The organism is Endomicrobiales bacterium, from assembly GCA_023228045.1.
Lineage (GTDB): Bacteria > Elusimicrobiota > Endomicrobiia > Endomicrobiales > JALOBY01 > JALOBY01.
The window spans coordinates 1-22278 of record JALOBY010000013.1 but is presented as its reverse complement, the minus strand read 5'-3'; the positions used below and the strand labels follow the sequence as shown (position 1 = coordinate 22278).

General features: G+C 40.3%; 24 protein-coding genes. All 24 read right to left on the bottom strand.

The genetic code is table 11. From position 1 onward, the window contains the following. Positions 1 to 231: 231 nt before the first annotated feature. A complete protein-coding gene (locus M0Q46_04115) occupies positions 232 to 2526 on the bottom strand; it encodes an efflux RND transporter permease subunit (GenBank protein MCK9582790.1) in 2295 nt (764 codons plus the stop codon). Further along, complete coding sequence (locus M0Q46_04110) at positions 2483 to 3475, bottom strand: efflux RND transporter permease subunit (GenBank protein MCK9582789.1); 993 nt, start codon at positions 3473 to 3475, stop codon at positions 2483 to 2485. Before M0Q46_04110 ends, M0Q46_04115 begins: the two co-directional genes overlap by 44 nt. Positions 3476 to 3627: 152 nt before the next feature. Further along, entirely contained in the window at positions 3628 to 4134 is a 507-nt protein-coding gene (locus tag M0Q46_04105; GenBank protein MCK9582788.1) for a hypothetical protein, read from the bottom strand. Positions 4135 to 4335: 201 nt separating this feature from the next. Continuing rightward, positions 4336 to 5415 (bottom strand): PDDEXK nuclease domain-containing protein, encoded by a 1080-nt coding sequence (locus M0Q46_04100; GenBank protein MCK9582787.1) that lies wholly within the window; start codon positions 5413 to 5415, stop codon positions 4336 to 4338. A 105-nt stretch (positions 5416 to 5520) separates the two neighbouring features. Next, positions 5521 to 6774, bottom strand: a complete 1254-nt coding sequence (locus tag M0Q46_04095; GenBank protein ID MCK9582786.1) for an efflux RND transporter periplasmic adaptor subunit — start codon at positions 6772 to 6774, stop codon at positions 5521 to 5523. An 18-nt stretch (positions 6775 to 6792) separates the two neighbouring features. Next, positions 6793 to 7296, bottom strand: coding sequence for a hypothetical protein (locus tag M0Q46_04090; GenBank protein MCK9582785.1), 504 nt, complete (start codon positions 7294 to 7296; stop codon positions 6793 to 6795). 84 nt (positions 7297 to 7380) lie between these two features. Continuing rightward, positions 7381 to 8571 carry a TolC family protein gene (locus M0Q46_04085; protein MCK9582784.1) on the bottom strand — a complete coding sequence of 397 codons (1191 nt, stop codon included), beginning with the start codon at positions 8569 to 8571 and terminating at the stop codon, positions 7381 to 7383. A 19-nt stretch (positions 8572 to 8590) separates the two neighbouring features. Continuing rightward, positions 8591 to 8854 (bottom strand): F0F1 ATP synthase subunit epsilon, encoded by a 264-nt coding sequence (locus M0Q46_04080; protein MCK9582783.1) that lies wholly within the window; start codon positions 8852 to 8854, stop codon positions 8591 to 8593. 3 nt (positions 8855 to 8857) lie between these two features. Then, complete coding sequence (gene atpD, locus M0Q46_04075) at positions 8858 to 10234, bottom strand: F0F1 ATP synthase subunit beta (protein MCK9582782.1); 1377 nt, start codon at positions 10232 to 10234, stop codon at positions 8858 to 8860. Between the two features lie 44 nt (positions 10235 to 10278). Then, positions 10279 to 11139, bottom strand: coding sequence for an ATP synthase F1 subunit gamma (gene atpG / locus M0Q46_04070; GenBank protein ID MCK9582781.1), 861 nt, complete (start codon positions 11137 to 11139; stop codon positions 10279 to 10281). 3 nt (positions 11140 to 11142) lie between these two features. Continuing rightward, on the bottom strand, positions 11143 to 12660 hold the full coding sequence (atpA, locus tag M0Q46_04065; protein MCK9582780.1) for a F0F1 ATP synthase subunit alpha: 1518 nt from the start codon (positions 12658 to 12660) through the stop codon (positions 11143 to 11145). Continuing rightward, entirely contained in the window at positions 12657 to 13184 is a 528-nt protein-coding gene (gene atpH / locus M0Q46_04060) for an ATP synthase F1 subunit delta (protein ID MCK9582779.1), read from the bottom strand. Before atpH ends, atpA begins: the two co-directional genes overlap by 4 nt. Further along, positions 13184 to 13672 carry a F0F1 ATP synthase subunit B gene (gene atpF / locus M0Q46_04055; GenBank protein ID MCK9582778.1) on the bottom strand — a complete coding sequence of 163 codons (489 nt, stop codon included), beginning with the start codon at positions 13670 to 13672 and terminating at the stop codon, positions 13184 to 13186. Before atpF ends, atpH begins: the two co-directional genes overlap by 1 nt. A gap of 3 nt (positions 13673 to 13675) precedes the next feature. Further along, on the bottom strand, positions 13676 to 14053 hold the full coding sequence (atpE, locus tag M0Q46_04050; protein MCK9582777.1) for an ATP synthase F0 subunit C: 378 nt from the start codon (positions 14051 to 14053) through the stop codon (positions 13676 to 13678). 2 nt (positions 14054 to 14055) lie between these two features. Then, positions 14056 to 14277, bottom strand: a complete 222-nt coding sequence (locus M0Q46_04045) for a hypothetical protein (GenBank protein ID MCK9582776.1) — start codon at positions 14275 to 14277, stop codon at positions 14056 to 14058. A 377-nt stretch (positions 14278 to 14654) separates the two neighbouring features. After that, the gene (gene atpB, locus M0Q46_04040) at positions 14655 to 15371 is read right to left on the bottom strand and encodes a F0F1 ATP synthase subunit A (protein MCK9582775.1); all 717 of its coding nucleotides are present in this window, start codon (positions 15369 to 15371) and stop codon (positions 14655 to 14657) included. A 23-nt stretch (positions 15372 to 15394) separates the two neighbouring features. Beyond that, positions 15395 to 15670 (bottom strand): hypothetical protein, encoded by a 276-nt coding sequence (locus tag M0Q46_04035; protein MCK9582774.1) that lies wholly within the window; start codon positions 15668 to 15670, stop codon positions 15395 to 15397. After that, positions 15670 to 15918 (bottom strand): AtpZ/AtpI family protein, encoded by a 249-nt coding sequence (locus tag M0Q46_04030; protein ID MCK9582773.1) that lies wholly within the window; start codon positions 15916 to 15918, stop codon positions 15670 to 15672. The genes M0Q46_04035 and M0Q46_04030 overlap by 1 nt, the downstream gene beginning before the upstream one ends. Before the next feature lie 285 nt (positions 15919 to 16203). Next, entirely contained in the window at positions 16204 to 17532 is a 1329-nt protein-coding gene (locus M0Q46_04025) for a transglycosylase SLT domain-containing protein (GenBank protein ID MCK9582772.1), read from the bottom strand. Beyond that, entirely contained in the window at positions 17529 to 17828 is a 300-nt protein-coding gene (locus M0Q46_04020; GenBank protein MCK9582771.1) for a septum formation initiator family protein, read from the bottom strand. The genes M0Q46_04025 and M0Q46_04020 overlap by 4 nt, the downstream gene beginning before the upstream one ends. Before the next feature lie 5 nt (positions 17829 to 17833). Continuing rightward, complete coding sequence (gene eno / locus M0Q46_04015; GenBank protein MCK9582770.1) at positions 17834 to 19135, bottom strand: phosphopyruvate hydratase; 1302 nt, start codon at positions 19133 to 19135, stop codon at positions 17834 to 17836. A 122-nt stretch (positions 19136 to 19257) separates the two neighbouring features. Further along, a complete protein-coding gene (mnmA, locus tag M0Q46_04010; GenBank protein ID MCK9582769.1) occupies positions 19258 to 20334 on the bottom strand; it encodes a tRNA 2-thiouridine(34) synthase MnmA in 1077 nt (358 codons plus the stop codon). A gap of 2 nt (positions 20335 to 20336) precedes the next feature. Further along, entirely contained in the window at positions 20337 to 21530 is a 1194-nt protein-coding gene (locus M0Q46_04005; protein ID MCK9582768.1) for an IscS subfamily cysteine desulfurase, read from the bottom strand. Between the two features lie 141 nt (positions 21531 to 21671). After that, positions 21672 to 22145 carry a hypothetical protein gene (locus M0Q46_04000; GenBank protein ID MCK9582767.1) on the bottom strand — a complete coding sequence of 158 codons (474 nt, stop codon included), beginning with the start codon at positions 22143 to 22145 and terminating at the stop codon, positions 21672 to 21674. Positions 22146 to 22278: the final 133 nt, after the last annotated feature.

Here is a 22278-nt window from a genome sequence, read left to right as displayed (position 1 = left end):
GCGGAAACCCATCAGGGGTGAAGCAACCTCGCTTTAACTATTAGATTGCCGCGCTTCGCTCGCAATGACTCAAGATTGCTTCGTTGCTACTGCTCCCGCAATGACACAGTACATAAAATATAAAAAAACGTTTCGGCATTTATACCTGAACGCTTTTTTACAAATAAACTTCCACCCAGATTTCTTGGTGGAATAACTAAGTTAAAATTATCAAACACTGTACGATATTTTTTATTTATCTATTTTCTCTATTTCTTTTTTCTTCCAGATGAAATACACGGCAGGGTAAACCAATAGTTCCAGTAAAAAGGATGTAAATATACCGCCAACCATAGGGGCTGCAATTCTTTTCATTACATCGGCTCCAATTTCATAAGATTGCGCCCACATTATCGGCAAAAGACCTATAAATAATACCGCCGCGGTCATCATTTTTGGCCTTATCCTTCTTACTGCGCCATTGTGAATTGCAACTTTGAGGTCGTTGATAGTTTTTAATAATCCCCTCTTTTTAGCATCGTCATGCGCGAGGTCAAGATAAAGCAGCATAAATATACCTGTTTCAGCATCAACACCAAGAAGTGCAATAATACCCGACCACACGCCTATTGAAAGGTTGTAACCAAGCAACACAAGTATCCACACCGCGCCTATTAGTGAGAATGGGACTGCAAGAAATATTATGGAAGTTTTAACATACGATTTTGTGCTGATGTAAATAAGTATAAATATTATAAACAGCGTTAATGGGAGCACCACTTTCATGCGGGCTTTTACCCTTTCCATAAACTCAAACTGACCACTGAATTGTATGGAATAACCCGGTGGCAGTGTTATTTCTTTATATATCATTGCCTTTGCATCATTTACATAACTCCCCAAATCCCTGCCTGTAACATCAACATAAACATATCCGGTTAGACGGCCGTTTTCGTCTCTTATCATGCCAGGGCCTGTTTCGGTTTTAATTTCCGCAACTTGATAAAGCGGTATCTGCTCCCCCGACGGTGTGGCAATATACATTCTTTTTATTTTTTCTATATCGTTTCTTAGTTCCCTTGGGTAACGGACATTTACAGGAAACCTTTCTCTGCCTTCTACCGTCTGCGTTACATTCTCGCCGCCTATCGCTGTCATTATACTGGTGCTTACATCTTCAACGGATAATCCATATCTCGCGATTGCTTCCCTGTTTAAATTGAAGTTGATAAAGTAACCACCGGCAGTGCGTTCGGCAAAAGCACTCCTAGTTCCTTTCACCATAGACAGATGCGACTCTATATCTTTCCCTATTTTTTCAATTGTAGCAAGGTCATCACCATAAATTTTTATGCCTACCGGCGTTCTAAAGCCCGTGGTAAGCATATCTATTCTGCCTTTTATTGGCATTGTCCATGCGTTAACCACACCGGGTAACTTTAGTTTAGCGTCCATTTCTGAGATTAGTTCATCCCAACTTATTTTGTCAGGCCAGATGATACGAAATGGACCTTCCGAAAAATTCGGCAAAAAGCTGTACCATCTATCTTTGTGACGCCATTCGTTTTGGGGTTTAAGCACTACGGTTGTTTCCATCATAGAAAGTGGAGCTGGGTCGGTAGATGTTTCGGCCCTGCCGGCTTTCCCAAATACGGTTAATACTTCCGGGAATGACTTTAACAATTTGTCCTGAGTGCTAAGCAGTTCCTGCGCCTGTGCTATGGATATACCCGGTAATGTGGTTGGCATATAAAGTATTGAGCCCTCATTAAGCGGCGGTATGAACTCTTTGCCGAGCATAAAAAATGCCGGTATAGTAAGTAAAAAAGCGAGCAAGGCGCCAATAATGATTTTGTACGGATGCTTTAATACGGCATCTACAACTGGGCCGTATATTTTGAAGAGGAAACTTGAAATTGGGTGTTTTTTCTCGGAATGAATTTTACCTACAAGCAGAGTGTTTACCACCGACGATAACCATTTAGGTTTAAAATTGTAATTCTCAAGGCGTGTGAACAACATTCTGATAGCCGGGTCTAAAGTTATGGCAAGCATTGCCGCGAAAAGCATTGCGAAATTTTTTGTGAACGCCAACGGTTTGAACAAGCGGCCTTCTATACCGGTAAGCGAAAAAATTGGAATAAACGCGACCGCAATAACTATAAGTGCGAAGAATGAAGGCCTGGCTACTTGTTTTATTGCGTTAAGAAGTACTGTGTGGTAATCGCCATTTTTTCCTTCGTCCTGCCATTTTGCAAGTGCTTTGTGGGCGTTTTCCACAACAACTATTGAAGCGTCTACCATAGCACCAATTGCTATGGCTATACCGCCAAGCGACATTACATTTGATGTTAGTTTCATATAATACATCGGTATGAATGCAAAAAGAACCGCTATTGGAAGCGTTACAATTGGAATTACAGCCGACGGGAAATGCAGCAGGAATATTAGGATGATTAACGATACTACAAGCATTTCTTCAATGAGTTTTTTTCTGAGCGTATTAACTGCCCTGTTTATTAATTCGGAACGGTCGTACGGAAACAACTTTTACACCGCTGGGCAATTGTATATGTGAGAGTTTTTCCTTAACGCTATTTATTGTGTTTAACGCGTTCTCGCTGTATCGCATTACAACAATGCCGCCGACAACCTCGCCATCGCCGTTCATTTCGGATACGCCTCTTCTTATGTCGGGGCCTAACTCAACTTTGGCAACATTACTAATTTTTATTGGCACGCCATTGCTTATTTTAAGCACGGCCTGCTCTATATCTTCCTTTTTAGTTATATAACCCTTAACCGTGAGCATATATTCCGTGCCGGAAAACTCAATTACTCTGGCGCCCGTTTCCTGGTTTGAACTCCTAACTGCATTGACCACAGCGGAAAGCGGTATGTTGTACTGCTGGAGTGCGAGCGGGTCTACAACAATTTGGTACTGTTTCACATAACCGCCGATAGAGGCAACTTCGGCAACACCTTTTACCGACTGAAGTTCGTATTTTAAATGCCAGTCCTGAAATGTTCGCAACTCATCAAGTGAATGTGTTCCGGACTCATCTTTAAGGGCATATTCGTATATCCAGCCAACTCCCGTGGCATCTGGCCCAAGCTCAACTTTTGCGTCTTGTGGCAACTGCTGATTAACCTTTGAAAGGTATTCCATAACACGCGAACGAGCCCAGTAAACATCTGTGCCATCTTCAAATATTACATAAATGTATGAGAAGCCGTAATCTGAGAAAGCGCGAACATCTTTTACTTTAGGGGCACCGAGAAGTGCTGAAATTACCGGATAAGTAACCTGGTCTTCTATAACCTGAGGAGGGCGGTCCCACTTTGTATAAACGATGACTTGCGTGTCGGTAAGGTCAGGTATTGCGTCTAACGGAATGTTTTTGATAGCCCATACTGACCAGGCGATCATTGCTATTACGCCGAGAAATACAAATACTTTATTTTTTGCCGACCAATCAATAATTTTTTCAATCATAAGTTGCCTGTGTCATTCCCGCGCCGTGGCGAGGGAATCCATATTGTTTGCAATGCCCGAGTAAATGCTTCGTTTAGACAAAATATAGAATATGATGCAATGTCCGTCGATGGTTATATACCAATATATAAAGTATGGTATTTCTGCTTATTTTACTCCGGAAACTGATTTAAAATTACTTCGGTCAATTGTTTGCTTTTCACTTCGATTAATTTTCCTATCACCCCACCTTCTGTAGGATAATAGTTTCCAACCGTCCAAGTAATTTTAGTACAAATATAATATTTCCCTGTCGGGAGATCTGTAAATTTAAATCTGCCGTCAGCGTCAGCGACAGTTGATCTCCGCGCTTTAAGGAAATTCGGGGAAGGTGGAGTTTGTAATCTCTGAACATATACTTTTCCTGCCTTGCCCCACCATTCATTGCCTACCGTAGTGGCCGGGTCTAACGTGACTGTGCGCCCAGCGGCTTTAACCACACCACCACCATTCTGAACAAGAAATGCTTGGCCAGTAATTGTTCCTGTGCCATTAATCAGATAGGGCTCATATTCTGCCTCGGTTGTATCTTGGATTGGATTCCATTGCGGTGGCGAATATAATGTGGCACATCCCGTAAGAAGCATTACTCCGAAAAGAATCACAATCATTCTACGCATCAAAATCCTCCTTATTTTGCCTTAAGCACTTATGGGAAGGAACTAAAATGACAATTTGTATCTATTGTCGATTTCAGGCGCACAATTGGATCCCCGATGCCCTAAAGGGCACTTCGAATAAGATTCAAAGGGAGGTCGTTAAACCTCGGGGAGGACAACTTTTTTGACTTTCCTGTACGCTAATTCCGCTATCCTATCCATTTATTTTATTTCTTCTATCATGTTGTCCTGTAATTCTTTCTCAGAAGGCAATACTTTTCTGAGTTCAGCTGGTAGTTTATTAGTCAATTGATACTCGGCTACTCCTACAGGATTTTTTGCGCTTCTGAGCGAATATTCTACCGTTATATTCTTTTTTTGAGCGCACAGGATGATGCCTATTGATGGGTTTTCGCCATTGAGTCGTGTCTGTTCATTAAGCAGATGCAAATAAAAATCCATTTTTCCGGCATATTCAGGCTGGAATTTTCCAGTTTTCAGTTCAACTGCAACCAGACACTTGAGCTTGCGATTGAAAAACAGCAAATCAATAAAATATTCCTCACCGTCAAGTTTAAGGCCGTACTGATTACCCATAAACGAAAAACCTGTGCCGAGCTCAAGAATGAATTGCTTTATCTTTTCAACAAGCCTTCTTTCCAGTTCCCTTTCAAGAATGGGTTTTGTAATGCCCAGAAAATCAAGGTTGTAAACACTTTTCAGAGATTCTTCTGCTTGTTCGGCAAGATGAGCAGGCAATACTTTTACATAGTTATGGCTTTTCTCTCTTAAGCTTAATTGATATGCGCCGGCTTTTATCTGGTTAAGAAGCACATTTCTTGACCAGCCAAATTCTCTGCATGATTTTATATAATACTTTCTTTCTTTGACATCAGATATTTTCTCCAAAATTAATAAATTTTGTCCCCAGGGAATTTCTGCAACAAGCTGTTGCAGAATTGAGGTGTGCTTGTACTCTATATAAAATCTGCGCATATTCCAGACATTCCGTTCAGAAAAACCATTCATCCCTGGAAATTCTCTCTGTAAATCACGCGAAAGCATTTCAACAACGCTGTTGCCCCAACCATAAAGCTTCTGCTTGTCATGAATTTGTTTTCCTACAAACCAGTACATTGAAATAAGGTCTTTGTTTATTAAACGGGCAGCATGGGTACGAGATGTAATGACCCGTGACTTTATTTCCTGCAGAAATTTTTCATACTCTGTGCCTCGCGGAAGTATTTCGACAGGTTTTACTGATTTTTCGAGTTCTACTGTTTCGGATTTTTTAATTTTCACTAAATATCACCTTCTACATTTTTGAGTTGTTGATTTTTTTACCTGTTTTGAAATACATCGGCAAACACAAGCGAATTGTAAATCTGTAATATATAATATTTTTCACTACTTTTTGTTCCCCATATCCATTCCCTGCATTCCGCTATCTTGTCCGGAAGAACTACGCAGTTGGCTTTCGGAATCTAACATAAAATTGCCATTTGTAACAACAAGGTTACCGGCTTTAAGCCCACTTTTTATTTCTATATATTCGTCACCAACAAACCCAGTTTTTACATCAATTGGTTCATATTCACCATTACCATAATCTATGTACACAATATTTCTCATGCCAGTATTTATTAGCGCTGTTTTTGGAACAGCAAGCAACTGACCACCTGATATTTCTACATCAATGTTTGCATACATTCCAAGTTTAAGAAGATTTTTTTTATCATCAACAACTATTCTTGCCTTCGCAGAGTGCGTTTCGGAGTTTATGGCAGGTTCAACAAATATTACTTTGCCGTAAAATTTTACAGATGGGTATGTATCTGTTACAGCAATAACATTTTTACCAGGTTTAATGATTTGTAAATCGCCCGAATAAATGTCTGCAAACATCCACACCTTATCGCCCGGGTAAAGAAGTGTTTTATCGGGCTGAGTTTGTTTTTCAAGTTCTTTTATATCGTTATCTGTATATCCAAGAAGTGTAAGATGAAATTTTGCAGCATCTAATATGTCGCTTTGACCTTTTGATTGAGCATTAAAATTTTTGTAGCTCAAAATATATTCCTGCTGCGCAATAAAAAGATCATTATCAAAAGCCACTGACGCAGGTAAGCGTAACTTTTTGCTTACTTCCATTACGCGTGCAGCCTCGCTCTTTAGACCAAGAAGTTTTCCTTTCTCTATATCAACACCAATTCTGTTACCTTCTTTTTTATAAACTGGAACAAGGTCCATGCCACAGATTGGGCACTGACCAGAATTCTTCTCTTTTATTTGTGGGTGCATTGGGCATGTCCAATACATTATTACTTTTTCATTTGATGGAGCGGGTTGCGTATCTTTAGCTGCATCCATTCCCTTCATACCACTCATTTTTTTGCTGTCATTACTCATAACTATCCCAAGCTTCTTTTGAAAATCAGCTGAACAATCTGGGCAACATAGAAAATATGTTTTTCCTTTATAATCCACCGCCTTCGTTTCTTTGCTTACATTAAATACATTGCTCGTTACAGGACATATTGCCTGCATACCTATTTCTGAGGTTTTGGCAGGGCGTAATTTGTATTCTCCGGTTTTTGCGCAAGAAGTAAAAATAATTACCACCGATAATAATAATGATACAGTTAAAACAAATTTCTTCATTTAATATCCCCCGTAACCTTACTTTTTATAAACCGGCTCAAGATCCATGCCACAGATTGGGCACTGACCAGAATTCTTCTCTTTTACTTGCGGGTGCATTGGGCAAGTCCAGTATATTATTACTTTTTCATCCGAGGAAGCTGTTTTAATATCTTTCATTGTTTCCACGCTCTTAATATCTTGACCTTTTTTATTCATGGTGATTCCAAGTTTTTTTTGGAAAGAAACCACACAATCTGGACAGCATAGAAAATATGTTTTGCCTTTGTACTCCATTACCTTAGTTCCTTTGTTTACATCAAATACATTTTTCGTTACAGGGCATATTGCCTGCGTGCCTATTTCGGAACTTTTTGCAAAGCGTAATTTGTATTCCCCTGTTTTTGTACTGGCAATAACAATAATTGCCCCTAAAAATAATAAAGATACCACTAAAATAAATTGTTTCACTTGAAAATACCTCTCATATTTTATTTGAAAACCTTGCAATACTTTGATTACTCTAACAATTACTGCATGCATGCAAACTTCAAGTGATCCACCAAAACTGTGGCATCAATGCGGCGAATAGCCGCGATTATTGATGACACGATTAGCGTAGGTGGGTCATTTTATGTCTCCTCCAGCTATCATTTCAAGCTCGGCGTAATACATCCTGCTTTCGGCGGTTAACTTATTGTATTCTATTTCAAAATCAAGATTCTTTTTCTGAAGGTCAAGCAGATACTGAAAATCAACTTTGCCAGTGCGATAAGCTGATTGTGCTATTTGAACCGCCTGATTGGCAGAAGGCAGAATATCGGACTCGTATATTTTTATCAGTTCCATGTTCCTATTATATTGAAGATACATATCTTTAAGCGCTAAGCGTACGGAATTCTTTTCCGATTCAAGGGTTTGCCTTACAGCTTCTGCCTGCGAATTTTTAGACCTTACTTCCGACACCCTGTTCCAGAAATAAAGCGGCACCTGCGCTGCCGCCATATATGTGGTTTTCTCAGGCATATCACTTATTCTTGCCTCCGCCATTAGGTCAGGGAACCATTCCATCGTTGAAAACTTTGAGTCCGCTAAACTACCCTGATACATATATTTCTTTTCTGCCAACCCAAAATTATCATTTAAAGTTTTTTTCTCAAGCTGAGCGTAATCAATATTAAAATCGCTTATCTCAAATTTTTCAGGTGTTCCCAAAGATTCATCAGGGCTTTTGTTCATAAGCGCGTTAAGCTGGGCACACATTGCATCCATTTCGTATTGTGCAATAACAAGCATCCCCTGCATCCTGCCAAGTTCCGCAGTTGCTGATAAAACATCTGCTTCCGTAACTTTGCCTACGATATATCTTGATTTAGCCATTTCAAGAGATTCTTTCATAAGAACTATATTCTCGTTATATTTATCTATGTTCATATAGGCGAGCCAATAACCCCAAAAAGTTTTTTTAATTTTTGTATCTAATTCCAAAATTTTCTGCTTGAGCTGTTGGTTTAAAGCTTTTGCCATATTAGAAGCGGAGGTTTTTTTATATGAAAGTTTGCAGGGAAAAGAGAACATTTGCGAAATATATAATCTGTTATCGTCTTTCATAAATTCATAACCAACCAATGGATTGCTCCATGCCGACATTGAGGTTATGCCATAATCTGCCGATTGGTATGTTTTTTCAGCTGATTTTATTTCAGGGTTATTTTGTCTTGCGGTATTAATAAGGGCTTGAAGCGACACATTTTCATCGGCGTGGAGTGGGAAGGAAAGAAGAAACAATAATGACATGGTAAAAAGAGTTTTTTTCATTTTATTTCTCTTTTGAGTTTTATCTTGGGGTTTTGCGGCGATCCCAGAAGGCATCCTCAGGGAAAAGTTGTACTGTGTTTTTTTCTATTTTGGCATAGCCCCTGCCTATTGTCAACAACCTATCTTTAATTTTTACTACACCACGCGCAAAAACAGCTATACACGGCGCATGATTAGCAAGCACTTCCATTTGCCCATCAAGAACCGGTAAAACCACCGACTCAAGTTCACCAGAAAAAATCGTTTCTTCCGGGGTGGTTATGTTTATACTAAATTGCTTCACGCTTTAATCTTCCTCTTCTTCGTTTTCAATTACATCTTCAATTGGGCCGCACATAAAAAATGATTGTTCTGATGCTTCGTCATACTTGCCGTTTAATATTTCTTTAAAACCGCGGATAGTTTCTTTTAATGGCACATATTTACCTTTTCTACCTGTGTAACCCTCGGCAACAAAAAACGGCTGCGAAAGGAAGCGTTGAATTTTTCTCGCACGCGATACTATTAGCTTATCTTCGTCGGAAAGCTCTTCAACGCCCAAAATGGCTATTATGTCTTGCAATTCGCGATAACGTTGCAGTACTTTTTGCACGCCACGGGCAACAGCGTAGTGATCTTCGCCAACAATAGACGGCTGAAGAATTGTTGAGGTTGACTCAAGGGGGTCAACCGCTGGATATATACCAAGCTCAGATATCTGCCTTGAAAGAACTACTGAGGCATCTAAATGGCTAAACACGGTTGCAACACCGGGGTCTGTAAGGTCATCCGCCGGCACATAAACTGCCTGCACCGAAGTTATTGAACCTGAGTGCGTTGAGGTTATTCTCTCTTCAAGGGCACCCATATCTGTGGAAAGTGTCGGCTGGTAACCTACCGCCGATGGCATTCTGCCTAATAGCGTTGACACCTCGGCACCGGCAAGCACATACCTAAAAACATTGTCTATAAAAAGCAACACATCCTGCTTTTCTTCATCTCTAAAATACTCGGCCATTGTTATTGCGGTAAAACCTACACGCAGGCGCGACCCGGGCGGCTCGTTCATTTGGCCATAAACAAGCACTGTTTTATCTAACACTCCGGATTGCTTCATTTCAAGATATAAATCGTTGCCTTCACGCGTGCGCTCACCAATACCGCCAAACACCGAAATACCGCCGTGTTGTGTTGCGATGTTTCTTATAAGTTCCATAACAACGACTGTTTTACCGACGCCGGCACCGCCAAATAAACCAACCTTACCGCCTTTTGGAAACGGCGCAAGCAAGTCAATAGCTTTTATGCCTGTTTCAAATATTTTTGTTTCAACTTCTTGAGCCACAAAACCAGGCGATGGTTTATGAATAGGGGAATATTTTTTAGATTTTATTGGGCCGCCATTATCCATTGGTTCGCCTAAAACATTCATTAAACGGCCAAGGGTTTCTTTACCAACTTTTACTTTTATTGGGCCGCCGGTATCTTCTACCTCAAGATTTCTTGAAAGGCCTTCTGTTGGGCCAAGCGCTATGGCGCGCACAACACCCTCGCCAATATGTGCCATAACCTCAAGGGTAATTCCGGCAACCTTAAGCTCGTTATAAAGTTGAGGTATCTCCGCCATTTTAAATTCAACATCTACTACCGGGCCGATAATTTGAACTACTTTTCCTGTTGCCATTTTTTTACCTTTTTTAGTACGCAAAAGCGCGTACTATATTAAATTTATTTTAACGCCTCTGAAGTTCCAACTATTTCTGTAAGTTCTTTTGTAATTATTGATTGACGCAGTTTATTTGAATCAAGCACAAGTGTATCTATCATACGGCTGGCATTTACCGATGCCTGTTCCATCATTATCATTCTTGCGGAATGCTCACCTATTGACGACTCTAATATAACGCTCCAAATAAAAGCTCTAACGCGCGCGCTTAGCAATTCGCCAAAAAGCACCTGCGCCGACGGCTCATAAATATAGTTTGACGCTTGTAGGCTTGCCTTTGGCACATCTAATGGTAAGAGTTTGGTTATTGCAGACACTTGCTTGTATGAGGATATAAATTTGTTATATGCCACATATACGCCTGCAAACTCTTTTTTTGTGTAGCGTTCAATTAACTCATCGGCGATTGTTGAAATATACGGAAACTTTGGAAACACTGGAGTGTTTTGATATTCAAGTAAAAGTTTTTGCTTATTTCTCTTAAAATGGTCCACTGCCTTTTTACCAAAGCATACCAGCGAAACCTCACCACCTTGCGTATTTTTTTCTTTTAAAAAATTATCTACTTTTCGCAAAAGTGAAGAGTTAAAAGCACCACATAGCCCCTTATCAGCGGATATTACAAAAAGTAAATATTGATTGCCCGTGTTTGTTTCAAGCAACGAATGGACGGAAACATCACCGCATTCAGCCATTACCGATGAGAGCATTTCTAAAATAACTCCGGCGTATGGCTTTGCATTTAAAAAGCGTTTTTTTGCGCGCATAAGACGGCTTGCGGAAATTTTTTGCATAGCGCTTGTTATGTGCTTTATGCTTTTTACGCTTTTTATTCTTCTTCGTAGCTCGCGCAGGTTAGACATTTATTAAATTTTCCCGTTTGCGTTTGATAGAAACTCTTGCTTGCACTCACCTATAAGAGCATTTAGCTCGGTTGCTGCTTTTTCACTTACACCTTCTGCTTTTAGCACAGATGTTAGGTGTGATAATTTTTTGTCGTAAGCAGCAAAAAGTTTTGTTTCAAAAGCTCGTATTTTCTCCGTTGGAATATCGTCAACAAAGCCATTTACGCCGGCATATACAATAATTGTTTCTTTTTCTACCGTAAGCGGTACGGCTTCATCTTGTTTTAATATCTCAATAAGTTTTTCACCTCGCAAAAGTGAGTTTTTACTTTTTTGGTCTAAGTCGGCACCAAACTGCGCAAAAGCACTTAGCGCCCTGTGTTGCGCAAGGTCAATTCTTAAACGGCCTGAAACCTGACGCATTGCCTTTATTTGCGCAACGCCGCCAACACGCGACACGGAAAGACCGGCATTAACAGCAGGCCTTACGCCGCCATAAAACAAGTTTGCTTCCAAGTATATTTGACCGTCGGTAATTGAAATAACATTTGTTGGTATGTAAGCGGAGATGTCGCCCGCCTGAGTTTCAATAATTGGTAAAGCCGTTATTGACCCGCCACCTTTTTCGTCGCTTAGTTTAACCGCTCTTTCAAGCAACCTTGAATGCAGATAAAACACATCGCCCGGGTATGCCTCGCGGCCCGGCGGACGGCGAAGCAACAAAGACATTTGACGGTAAGCAACAGCATGCTTTGAAAGATCGTCGTATACAATTAAAACATCTTTACCGGCGTAAAGAAATTCCTCAGCCATGGCAATGCCGGAGTATGGAGCAATGTATTGCAATGGAGCAGGGTCATTGGCTGTGGCTGACACCACAATGGTGTATTGCATTGCGTCGTGGGCGCGTAATTTTTCTACTATTCTTGCCACTACGGATTGTTTTTGACCAATCGCAACATATATACAGAGAACATTTTCATTTTTTTGATTTATTATGGCATCAAGCGCTATTGCCGTTTTGCCGGTTTGGCGGTCGCCAATTATAAGCTCTCTTTGGCCGCGGCCTATTGGAATCATAGAATCAATTGCTTTTATGCCCGTCTGCAATGGCTGGCGCACCGGTTGCCTGTCTATAACACCTGAGGCAATAACTTCAATTGGGCGAGTTGCTTTTGTGTTTATTGCCCCTTTGCCGTCTATTGCCTGACCAAGCGGGTTAACAACTCTGCCAATTAATCCTGCACCCACCGGCACCGAGAAAACTTTGCCAGTGCGACGAACTTCGTCGCCTTCTTTTATAACGTTATCTTCGCCTAAAATAGCGGCTCCAACGGTTTCACGGTCTAAGTTTAACACCAAGCCGTAAATACCGCTGGGGAAAAGCAAAAGTTCGCTAACCATTGCTTTTTCAAGCCCGTAAATTTTTGCAATTCCGTCGCCAACCTGAATTACCGAGCCGACCTCGTCAATTTGCATTGAACTGGAATGCTCGTCTAAATGTTTTTTGATAAAGCCAATAATTTCATCAGTTTTCATTCTAGTAACAACCTCTCTTTAAGAAGTTCCATTTGCCTTTTTATTGAACCGTCATAAACTTTGTTGTCTATTTTTACCACAACACCGCCAAGAAGTTTTGGGTCTTGTAAAAACTCTATGTCTGCCTTTGTACCGGCAACTTTACGCACAGCAGAAACGAATTTTTCCATTGTTTGTGGAGCTAAAGTATTTGCAGTTTTTACGCTTGCCCGGCTTATGCCGCCTTTTGCGCAAGTGATATTTTTATATGCTTTAAATATATTCGGTAAATAGCCGAAGAGCCGTTTTTCTATTAACTGTCCAAAAAATTTTATAAGCATTTGAGAACTTATTATTTTACGCAAAAACCCCAGCTTTTGAGCCTGGCTAACAAACGGGTGAGAGAAATATGCGTTAAACCTGCCCTCCAAGGCAAAAACTTCATCTAAAACAGCAAGCTCTTTTTGCGTTTGTTCAACTTCATTTTTTTTTGCCGCCTGCTGATAAAGCGCGGAGGCAATATAGTATGCCGCAACCTCATCCATTAACTGTGCCCCTCAAGCTTGCCTATAAACTCTGCTTCAAATTTCTGACGCATTGCTGTGTCAATTTTTTCTTTTAAAACTTTTTCAGCTATTTGAAAAGAAATTTCTACAGTATCGCGCTTTATTTGAACCATTGCCGCTTCCTGCTCATCTTTTATTTGCCTTGAGGCGTTTTCTAAAATTTTCTTTGCCTCTATGTGCGCCTGACGAATTATCTCTTCTGTGGTTTTTTTGCCGTCTTTCGCGCTTTGCCTGAGTATTTCTGTCGCCTGTTTTTCTAACTCTTCAAGTTTTTGCGCGTAAACGGCTTTTACGGCAGAAGCCTCATCAAGCTTTTTCTTTTCTTGCTCTATGGTATTTTTTATTTGCTGGGCGCGGTCTTGCATCATTTTTGTTAATGGCCCCCACGCAAACTTCCATAAAACAAAAACAGCCAAAAGGAAAGTTCCGCTTTGTACAAGAAGTATTTGCCAGTTTATATCAACCATATATTATCCCGCGAAGTACACTTTAAACGGATTTGCGTAAATTAAAATTAGCGCAATAACCAGCGCGTAAATTGTAAGCGACTCTATAATTGCAAGGCCAATAAGCATAAGTGTTTGAATTTTACCCGACTCTTGTGGCTGACGGGCAACACCCTCTACAGCTTTACCAACCGCAATACCCTGAGCTATACCGCAACCTGCGGCAGCAATCCCTAGCCCTAAAGCGGCGGCTAACTGGGCACCCGTAAAAAACATCGCCTTACCCAAGTTGTTTGCGGCACTGATACCTGCGCTAGCCGGCTCTTCACTTGCAACGCACATACCAACACCGGCAACAATTAACGACACAACAAATAAACTCAACAACAATGCCTTCTTCATACTTACTCCCTCCAATATCGCGTCTCGCCTTCGGCGGACTTAGTATTTTTAACCATAGAACTTGCAATAGATTGCTGGATTCGACGGACGATGACGGTCTTTTCCTTCCTCAAAAAGCTCGCCCGATGTTCATACATCACTCTCGCTTTTTGAGTTGTAAAACCCACGACCTCGCCCGTCTCGCTCCTAACACCTATTGCAAGGTCTATGGTTGCTTCGTTCATACTTGGTTTGGCTAATATGATTTCGCCAAACCGCTAACAATGGAAAACCTATGGTTTTCCCGTTTCGTCGTCGCTCACTCTGCTCGCTGAACCCTTTCTTAAGTTATGGTACCAATGGTTGACCACTTCATCAACCACTTCGAGTGCCTACGGCACTCTCGAAAGAACATTTATCGCGTCCCGCCTTGGCGGGACTTAGTATTTAAACCATAGAACTTGCAATAGATTGCTGGATTCGACGGACGATGACGGTCTTTTCCTTCCTCAAAAAGCTCGCCCGATGTCTATAACATCGCTCTTGCTTTTTGAGTTGTAAAACCCACGACCTCGCTCGTCTCGTTCCTAACACCTATTGCAAGGTCTATGGTTGCTTCACATTAATGATCTTCAGCAACAGCGCCGCCAATGTAAAATATGGAAAGCACTGTAAATATAAACGCCTGTATAAAAGCTACAAATAAACCAAATAATAACATTAAAGGCTGCAATACAAGCGGCACCACACTAAGCGCTTTTTGCAACATCCCATGCGATTGGAATAATACAATTATTAACAATGCGAGAATAGCCAAAAGTAGTTCTTTTGCCATCATATTGCCAAATAAACGAAACGATAAAGATACGGGCCTTGCAAGCTCACTAATTATTTCTATAACAAACATCATTGGTTTTAACCAAATAGGCACACCATGGCAAAGCCCGTCTAAGTACTTAAGCAGCCCCTTTTTTCTTATGCCAAAAAAATGGGTGCTAAAAAAGATTATTAAAGCTAAAGCAAGCGTGGTGTTTATGTTTGAGGTGGGTGATACCATGCCGGGAATTACACCCATTAGATTTGATGTAAGTATATAAAGGAAAAGCCCAATAAAAAGCGGATAGTATTTTTTTGACTGCACGCCAATAATAGAATCAGCCAGATCAAATACAAAACTAAAAAGTACTTCAAAAACATTTTGCATTCCGCTTGGCACAACAGACATACGACGAGTAGCAAGAAAAGAAAGCAATGCGAGAATAGCTATTGCTACAAAATTCATAAATACTATTGTGGGTATGCCTATATGGTAGCCAATTGCCTCTGGAACGCCATGCATAAAAACTAACTCTCCAAAATGCCCTATTTATTTTTAGTTTTAGAAAATTTATTAGTTAATACAAAAATTACCCCACCGGCAAATACACCGCTAAGCATACCAATTGGGCTGCCTAAATTGTATTTTAAAAAGGCAAGAATCAGAGCGGCAAAAACAATTAATCGCGCCACATAAAATAAAACATAAGCCATTTTGCGCTTTTGCTCTTTGAGGGAAAATATTTTAGCGACACTTAAACGCAAAAGAAAAAAATAGATACTAGATGCTACAAGTCCGAATATAAGTCCTTTGGTAAACATTAATCCTCTTTTTGATCGTTATTATTTTTTTTTGAATCTATTTTGTTTTTAAAAGCCAGTGAAAAATATACTCGCAAAAAACCCAAAGCAACACCACTAAGCATAAAAACTATCATAAAAAGCGGAGCTGTGTTTAACTTACTGTCTAACCAAGAACCTAAAAAAAATCCAAGTGCCGCAAGTGCCGCAAGTGTAATACCAATCCAGGAAAAGGCAACAAAATCATTTAATTCACTAAACTTTTTCATTAATAATCCTCTCCCGCGCTACATTTTAACCCATGTTTTGCTAATGATTATTCAATTTGTAAGGCTTTATGTCCGCTTCGCTCTTATGAGCGGGCAAATTCCCGCCCAAGGCGGGCTGCCATAGGGGCATGCCAAATTAAGTTGCAAAATCCAGGTTTAATTAACGCGCCAAGAGCAATATTTTTTATTAGTGCAAACACTCAAATTAAACAATATTTTCAAGCAAATACATATTATTTGCTCGAAAATATTGTCAAAATGCCATTTTTTGCAAGAAGTTCTACATTACTTATCTTTTGAATAATACGCCTTACCGGGCTTGATGGCAAGAACTGTACCAATACGCAGAGAGGATGAACGCTTTATGCCATTAAGCTCTTCTATTGAGGATACAGATGTAGAAAACTTGATTGCTATTTTTTCTAGAAAATCGTCACTTTTTACTTTATACTTTATGTATCCGCTTGTTAGGTTTAATTCTTTTATACCTGATATTTTATCCAAAAATTCTCTGGCTTTGCCTGCCGGAATTTTTAACTTAAAGTCAGGATAGTTTGGCGGCGTGCACCACAACTTTAACGCCGGGTTAAGCTTTTTTATGGTTTCCTTGTCTGTTCCTGCACATTTTGCCGCGATATTCAAATCTACAACTGAGTTTATTGTCACTTCGTCATATTTTATTGGGTTGTCATAATTTATTTCAAGGCCATATTGACCGGCATAATCTGCAAGAATTGTTACAGCCATAAACTTTGGTACAAAGTGTTCGGTTTCTTTTGGAATAGCTTTTTGTTTACTTACATCGTTTATGTTAGTGGTTTTTGAGTACTTTAAATCGCGCTCTAAACCATACTCACCACGATTATAAGCTGCAATAGCCAAGCTCCAATTATTAAACATAACATAAAGATCTTTTAGATACTGTGCGGCCGCGCGAGTTGCTTTTTGTGGGTCTTTGCGCTCATCTATCCATATATTTACCTGCAAATTCAGAGCCCGCGCGCGCTTGGGCATTATCTGCCACAAACCAAGTGCCCCTGCTTTTGAAAGTGTATCATTTTTATACAAACTTTCAACTACTGGCAAGTAAACCAACTCTTCTGGCAAGTCGTACTCTTTTAAAATGTTTAATATCATTTGACGGTACGCGCCAGATGCCTCAAGCGCATTTTTCGTTTCTTCTTTTAGGCGACCCTGTGAGTATAACTTAAGATATATTTCAAAGAGCCGATTTTTTTCAGGCGAATCAAATGTAGCATATCTTTTGCAGGTAAGGTCTTCTTTGTTTTCCGTATAAAGTGATTGGTTAAGTTTCGAGAAAACCTTTTCAAATTCTTCTTTGGCACCGTAGTAATCTGACGGATAAAACTCTATTGAATAAAAAGACTCCATTGATTTGTTGTACAGCTCTTGCGCCTTGTCTTCGTTGCCACTGGCGAAACTTTTGCTTGCCTGCCTAAATAGTAACTCCGCTTCTTTCATGGTGCGCTGTACATCGTTATCGTCACAAACTACGCCACCATCTTGGTTTGTATCAACTATAAGTTTGCAGCTTGCCTGCGATGCAAAAAATAACAAAACGGCAAAACTTATAAACCAGGCCAACTTTATCATTTATCCTCATCTTTTGCTTTGCCTTTGCCAAAGTAATACTGAATTTCCCCGTCAGATATAAGCTCAAGGTCCCTGCGAGCCAAAAACTCCTGATAGTCGCTGTCCTTACTTGCAACTTCCAGCTCATCACGCAAAAGTTGGTTTTCTGTTTTTAAACGTTCTATGTCACTACGCAAACGCGAGCTTTCGGCATAAATACTTACTATTCTTATCGCTCTTGCATTAAATAAGAAAAATGCTAAAGCAAGAATGCCACCAACAATCAGGAACACTTTTGTACCTTTTTTGAGTGGCATTTCGTTTAACCAACCTTAAATGCATTTTTACCGGGGTACTTTGCCAATGCACCAAGCTCTTCTTCAATTCTAAGAAGCTGGTTGTATTTGCAAATTCTGTCTGTACGAGAAGCAGAACCGGTTTTTATCTGGCCTGTGTTAAGCGCTACAGCAAGGTCTGCTATAAATGAATCTTCTGTTTCACCTGAGCGGTGAGAAACAACTGCCGTATAGCCTGCATTATATGCCATTTGTATTGCGGCAATAGTTTCTGTTAATGATCCTATTTGGTTTACTTTAATTAATATAGAGTTGCCGAGGCCTTTTTTTATGCCTTCAGAAAATATTTTTGTGTTGGTTACAAAAATATCGTCGCCAACGAGCTGAACTTTTTTGCCAAGTGAGTCGGTAAGCTTTTTCCAACCGTCCCAGTCCTTTTCGCTAAGGCCATCTTCAATTGATATTATTGGGTACTTGCTTACAAGGTTTTGGTAAAAAGCAATCATTTGCTCTGATGTTTTTTTATTGCCTGTTTTTTCGCCTTCAAGGGTGTATATGCTGCCATCATAAAGCTCGCTTGCGGCAACATCTAATGCAAGGAGTACATCGGAACCGAGCTTGTAACCTGCGGCCTCAACTGCGGTGGCAATTACTTCAAGAGCTTCTTCGTTTGAGCCGAGGTTTGGGGCAAAACCGCCTTCATCGCCTACGCTTGTCGCATAGTTTTTTTTGCTAAGCACTTTTTTTAAGCTATGAAAAACTTCCGCGCCCATACGAAGTGCTTCCCTAAAAGATGGAGCGCCTACCGGGGCAATCATAAACTCTTGCAAGTCAACATTGTTGTCGGCATGAGCGCCGCCATTTATGATGTTCATAAGCGGCACTGGAAGGATATATGTGTCGTATCTTATTGAGAAAGCATTGCGGATATATTTATAAAGCGGCATTTTTTGGTCATTTGCGCCTGCGCGGGCACAAGCAAGCGAAACACCCAAAATCGCGTTTGCGCCAAGTTTTGATTTAAACTCAGTGCCATCGGAGGCAAGCATAATGCCGTCTATTTTTTTCTGGTCTGTTATTTCACTTCCAACAATTGCCGGGCCAAGAATTTTATTTATGTTTTCAACCGCTTTAAGAACGCCTTTGCCAAAAAACCTTTTTTTGTCGCCATCGCGAAGTTCAAGAGCTTCTCTTTCACCAGTTGATGCTCCAGAGGGAACTGCCGCTCTGCCCATTACACCATTATCTAGCATTATATCTGCTTCAACTGTTGGGTTGCCACGAGAATCAATTATCTCTCTTCCAATTACATGCTTAACTTTTGCCATTTTACTGCCTCCGAATTTATCCCGAATTTTGCAAACCTATTGCACAATGCTGGATTATTATTTTTATTTTTTAGGTCCGTTTAATATACCATTTTACTGACGGTTTTAGCAAACTTTTTAGCTCACATATTTTCGTTATTTTTTACTATAACTCCACCGCCAAGCACATATTCGCCATAGTAAAATACAGCTGACTGACCAGGTGTTATTGCCATTTGCGGCTCGCAAAAGATTATTTGCGCGCAGTTGTTCTCTTTTGATTTTACTTGGGCACGCGCAGCTGTGTGCAGGTACCTTATTTTAACATCAGCAATAAAATTATTTTCCGGTTTTGCATTTACCCACGACACATCTTTTACAAAGCAGACCTTTGAATATGTATCTTCTTTTTTACCAACAACAAGAGTATTGTTTTCGGAGTTTATAGATAAAACATACCTCGGCTCAGGCGTTGATAAACCAAGCCCGCTGCGTTGTCCGACAGTGTAATAGGCAAGGCCTTTGTGCACACCAAGTTTTTTGCCATTTTTGTCTAATATGTCGCCTTTTTCTATTTTGGTAAGCGGGTCGTAGTTTTTTAGAAATGTGCCATAATCGTTATTATCTATAAAACAAATTTCTTGGCTGTCGGGTTTTTGTGCAACCGGTAAGTTCGCGTTTTGCGCTATTTGGCGAACCTCTTTTTTTGATAATTCGCCGAGCGGGAACAATATTCTTTCTAATTTCCTTTCATCAAGGCGAAATAGAGCGTACGACTGATCTTTTGTTTTGTCTGTAGATTTTTTTAGGCGCAAATGTTGCGCGTGTTCAACATTTGCATAGTGCCCCGTGGCTATATAATCAAAACCCATAGCAATGGCTCGTTGTAGAAAAATTTCAAACTTCATTTTTTGATTGCAGATTATACAGGGATTTGGTGTTCTTGCGCAGAAGTACTCTTTTACAAAATTATCAACTACAAACTTTTTAAACTCACTTTCAAAGTTAAAAACATAGTGAGCAATGTTTAATACATTGCAAACGCGTTTTGCATCTGATATATCTTCAATGGAGCAACACCCACCAGGGCGTTTTTTATCGTCATTTGCGTGCCAAAGGCGCATTGTCGCGCCAACTACCTCATAGCCCTGTTCTTTTAGCAGCATTGCCGCAACAGATGAATCTACACCGCCAGACATTGCCACTAGAACCTTTTTCATTTCTAGCTTTTCCACATAGGTGACATTGCACGCAATTTTGCCACAAATTCGGGGAGCGTTTTTAATACATATTCTATTTGTTCCTGCGTGTTTTGCGCACCCAACGAAAAGCGCACTGTGCCCCTTGCAAGTGCCGGGTCAACACCCATTGCGCGTAACACATGCGATGCATCTTGTGAGCCTGAAGCACAGGCAGAACCTGTGGAAACCGCAATGCCTGCCATATCTAACATTACAAGCAACGCTTCAGCTTCTATTGCCTCAAAACTTATACTTGTTACATTACCTAAACGCGGGCATTTGTTTGCATTTACATAGGCCTTTTTTATGTTTGATAATACACCGTTTTCAAGCCGATCGCGTAGCTGGGCTAACCTTAAGCTTTCAGTTTGCATATTTTGAACACAAAGCTTAAGCGCGGCGCTAAGGCCAACTATACTCGGTATGTTTTCTGTTCCCGGCCTTATATTTCTCTCTTGATGGCCGCCTTGCATTAAAGGAATTATTTTTGTGCCACTTTTAACATAAAGCACGCCAATGCCTTTTGGGCCGTAAAACTTATGCGCTGAAAGCGAAAGCATATTAACTTTTAATTTTTGCACATCAAGCGTTATCTTTCCGGCAGATTGTACCGCATCGGTATGAATATATATTTGCGGCAAAGCACTGTTTTGGCGCAAAATGTTTTTTTGCTCAAGCACATTTGCAATTTCTTCTACCGGCTCTAACGCACCGGTTTCATTGTTTGCGTGCATTACGCTTACTAATATTGTGTCGGGGCGAATTGCGTTTATTACACTTTGAGCGCTTACGCAGCCGTCTTTTTGTGGCGCTACAAAGGTTATGCTAAAACCCTCTTTCTCTAATTGTTCACAAACAGATAAAATGGCATGATGCTCAATTTGTGTTGTAATTATATGCCTGCCTTCATTTTTGCGGGCATAAGCAACACCTTTTAGCGCCATATTGTCCGACTCTGTGCCACCACTTGTAAAAATTATCTCTTCTTCTCTTTGAGCATTTAGTATGCCTGCAACTTCTGCTCTTGCTTTTGCAAGGACATTTAAAGCTTCTTGGCCAAAACCGTGTGCGCTTGATGGGTTTCCAAAACTGTTGGAAAAATACGGAAGCATTGCTTCAAGCACTTGTGATTTTAGCGGCGTTGTTGCGCTGTGATCAAGGTAAATTTTATTCATAATGGCATTATTTTTACAAATTTCATTACATAAAACAACCAAGCCCACATATATCTATTGGCGGCCTTAGCTGTTTTTGGTTTAAGTTATTTTTTCAAAGCCGGGGATTAAAAATTAAATTTAAAAATCAGATACGAACTTTTATTTATCTTTTGCAGAACACTTTCCATTACAGCCGCATGAACAACCTGTACTGCAGTTGCCCTTATCGCAACATTCGCATTTGATAGTCTGATTAACCGAGCGCATTTTGTAATCTTTGGAGGTGCATTTTTTGCAATTTTTGCAGCACTCGCAAGAACAACAGCTACTTTTTTTTACTTCTACCCCAGATGTGGCCAACGCTGTTCCAACACCAACTGTGTGATCTATGTATTTCTTACCATCGGGGCCGGAGACAACTTTCCCGCCTTCCATTGACTCTACAACTGTATTTTCAGTAGAAACTACAACAGGACATTTACTTTTATCCATACTCTGAGCATCATCTGATTTCACACCCTCACACGCGCCAACAATCCCGAAATTGTTTTCTGCCGGTGTTTTTTTTGCCTCTAAAACTACAACTACACAAAACAGCAACACTACTGTTAAAACAAAACTTAACTTTTTCATTTCTCCCTCCTAATATCGCGTCCCGCCTGTCGGCGGACTTAGTATTCACTTCGTTCATACTTGGTTTGGCTAATATGATTTCGCCAAACCGCTCTACAAGGGAAAACCTATGGTTTTCCCGTTTCGTCGTCGC

Bases quoted from the DNA above. Each gene is read 5' to 3' on its own strand.
- M0Q46_04045 (MCK9582776.1), bottom strand. From the start codon at position 14,277: ATGAACGAAGCAACCATAGACCTTGCAATAGGTGTTAGGAGCGAGACG.
- atpB (MCK9582775.1), bottom strand. From the start codon at position 15,371: ATGCATGGCGTTCCAGAGGCAATTGGCTACCATATAGGCATACCCACA.
- M0Q46_04090 (MCK9582785.1), bottom strand. From the start codon at position 7,296: ATGCATGCAGTAATTGTTAGAGTAATCAAAGTATTGCAAGGTTTTCAA.
- M0Q46_04105 (MCK9582788.1), bottom strand. From the start codon at position 4,134: ATGCGTAGAATGATTGTGATTCTTTTCGGAGTAATGCTTCTTACGGGA.
- M0Q46_04005 (MCK9582768.1), bottom strand. From the start codon at position 21,530: ATGAATAAAATTTACCTTGATCACAGCGCAACAACGCCGCTAAAATCA.
- M0Q46_04095 (MCK9582786.1), bottom strand. From the start codon at position 6,774: ATGAAGAAATTTGTTTTAACTGTATCATTATTATTATCGGTGGTAATT.
- M0Q46_04000 (MCK9582767.1), bottom strand. From the start codon at position 22,145: ATGAAAAAGTTAAGTTTTGTTTTAACAGTAGTGTTGCTGTTTTGTGTA.
- atpE (MCK9582777.1), bottom strand. From the start codon at position 14,053: ATGAAGAAGGCATTGTTGTTGAGTTTATTTGTTGTGTCGTTAATTGTT.
- atpG (MCK9582781.1), bottom strand. From the start codon at position 11,139: ATGTCTAACCTGCGCGAGCTACGAAGAAGAATAAAAAGCGTAAAAAGC.
- M0Q46_04035 (MCK9582774.1), bottom strand. From the start codon at position 15,670: ATGTTTACCAAAGGACTTATATTCGGACTTGTAGCATCTAGTATCTAT.
- eno (MCK9582770.1), bottom strand. From the start codon at position 19,135: ATGGCAAAAGTTAAGCATGTAATTGGAAGAGAGATAATTGATTCTCGT.
- M0Q46_04025 (MCK9582772.1), bottom strand. From the start codon at position 17,532: ATGATAAAGTTGGCCTGGTTTATAAGTTTTGCCGTTTTGTTATTTTTT.
- mnmA (MCK9582769.1), bottom strand. From the start codon at position 20,334: ATGAAAAAGGTTCTAGTGGCAATGTCTGGCGGTGTAGATTCATCTGTT.
- M0Q46_04020 (MCK9582771.1), bottom strand. From the start codon at position 17,828: ATGCCACTCAAAAAAGGTACAAAAGTGTTCCTGATTGTTGGTGGCATT.
- atpF (MCK9582778.1), bottom strand. From the start codon at position 13,672: ATGGTTGATATAAACTGGCAAATACTTCTTGTACAAAGCGGAACTTTC.
- M0Q46_04085 (MCK9582784.1), bottom strand. From the start codon at position 8,571: ATGAAAAAAACTCTTTTTACCATGTCATTATTGTTTCTTCTTTCCTTC.
- M0Q46_04110 (MCK9582789.1), bottom strand. From the start codon at position 3,475: ATGATTGAAAAAATTATTGATTGGTCGGCAAAAAATAAAGTATTTGTA.
- atpA (MCK9582780.1), bottom strand. From the start codon at position 12,660: ATGAAAACTGATGAAATTATTGGCTTTATCAAAAAACATTTAGACGAG.
- atpH (MCK9582779.1), bottom strand. From the start codon at position 13,184: ATGGATGAGGTTGCGGCATACTATATTGCCTCCGCGCTTTATCAGCAG.
- atpD (MCK9582782.1), bottom strand. From the start codon at position 10,234: ATGGCAACAGGAAAAGTAGTTCAAATTATCGGCCCGGTAGTAGATGTT.
- M0Q46_04030 (MCK9582773.1), bottom strand. From the start codon at position 15,918: ATGAAAAAGTTTAGTGAATTAAATGATTTTGTTGCCTTTTCCTGGATT.